This window comes from Sphingomonas sp. CCH5-D11 (assembly GCF_001557395.1).
GTDB lineage: Bacteria > Pseudomonadota > Alphaproteobacteria > Sphingomonadales > Sphingomonadaceae > Sphingomonas.
The window spans coordinates 1-1,857 of sequence record NZ_LSKH01000319.1; the positions used below are offsets into that span (position 1 = coordinate 1).

The following is a 1,857-nucleotide window of genomic DNA, read 5'->3' on the forward strand; positions in this document are numbered from 1 at the left end:
AATCCGCGCCTGCGTGCGAACCGCTCGACATAAATCTCGACTGCAAAGAATATGTCTTATCTGGATCTCCAGATAAGATGTACTCGCGCGGCGTGATGTCGACCTGGACGTCCGACCATTCCTCGGCCGCCAGCTCGGCGATGCGGCGCGCCATCAGCGCCTCCCCAGTCGAGACGATCTGGACGACGCAGGCGTGGCCCGCCGCCAAGTCCTCGTCGATCCGGGCGATCAGCGTCGGCGTCTTCATCGAGGTCAGCAGGTGGCCGAAGAAACGCTGCTTCGAGCTCTCAAACGCCGAGCGCGCGGCGGACTTCGCTTGCGGGTTCAGGGTCGACGATCCCTGCTCGGAGGTGCTGGTGATGCCAGTCGCCTCCAGCGCCGCGTCCAAGTTTTGATGGATGATCTGAAACGCGCCCGCATAGGCGTCGTAGATGCGCGTCTGATCGGCCGTGAGCGGATGCTCGACAATCTCGTATTCGACGCCGTCGTAGGAGAGCGAGCGGGCGGTGTAGAGGCCGAGCGCCTTCAGGTCGCGGGCCAGCACCTCCATCGCCGCGACTCCGCCAGTCTCGATCGCCGCGACGAACTCGGCGCGCGTCGCGAACGGGAAGTCCTCGCCGCCCCAAAGCCCGAGGCGCTGCGCGTAGGCGAGATTCTGGATGGTGGTAGCGCCGGTCGCCGAGACGTAGAGCACCCGGGCGTCCGGCAGCGCGTGCTGCAGGCGCAGCCCGGCGCGGCCCTGCTGCGAGGGCGTGCCGTCACCGCGCTCGCTCCTGGAGCCGGCGGCGTTCTGCATGGCATGGCTCTCGTCGAAGACGATCACTCCGTCGAAGTCGGACCCCAGCCAATCTACGATCTGCTGAATGCGCGAAACACGTTCCTCTCGGGCGTCGGAGCGTAGCGTGGCGTAGGTAGCGAAAAGGACACCCTGGTCGAGACGGATGGGCGTGCCCTGACGGAAGCGCGAGAGCGGCTGGATCAGGAGTCGCTCCTGGCCGAGTGCCGACCAGTCGCGCTGTGCGTCCTCGATCAGCGCGTCGGACTTCGACACCCAGAGCGCGCGGCGGCGACCCTTCAGCCAGTTGTCGAGAATTACGGCGGCGACCTGCCGGCCCTTGCCTGCGCCGGTGCCGTCGCCGAGCATGAACCCGCGCCGGAAACGAACAGCCGCCTCGGCATCGTCGGGCGCGGCCGCGACGACGTCATTGGTCGCATCGACCGTCCAGGCTCCGGCGAGTTGCGCCGAATGCGCCTCGCCCGCAAGGATCAGCGTTTCGAGCTGGGCTTCGGAAAGCAGGCCGGCGTCGACGAAGCCGTTGGGCACATGCGGCCGGTAAGAGGGCTTGGGTGGGCGCACGCTCGCCATCGCGGCGGACTGGACGAGCGGGGTCGGATGGTCCGCCGCGCCGGGGATGCGGACGGTCGTGAGCGCGAACGGCTCGTAGAGCGCGTCAGCGATCTTGCCCTCCGTTTGAGGCGCGCCATCGGCGATGTTGTAGGCGAGCTCGATGGCGTCGGCCGCGACGGGTTCGAGCGGTCGAGCCGCGCCGGCGGTGCGAGGCCGGCCCGCAGGCCCGACGACACGCGGCGCGACAGGCCCGGAGGCAAGGCTCGGCGTGCAGTCGGGCCGCGCCGGAACGAGCTCCTCGACCAGCGCGAGCAACTCGGAGGCGGTGCCGGCCATCGGAAGCGGCGTCGCGACGGTGGAAGCGCCATTCGCGGCGACGCGATCGATCACCGTGAGCCGGGTCTCGACGGCCGTGCCGTGTTTGGCAAACACGGCCCCGTCGACCGCAGCACTGAACACGACCCGGCCGCGCTCGCCGAGGCGGGCGAAGGCGTCGGCCCAACCCGGAT

At 68.9% G+C, this 1,857-nt stretch carries 1 protein-coding gene; it reads right to left on the reverse strand.

The annotated features are described in order from the left end of the window. The coding region (locus tag AX702_RS19870) for a strawberry notch family protein (RefSeq protein WP_197420698.1) at positions 1-1,857 on the reverse strand (1,857 nt) is incomplete at both ends.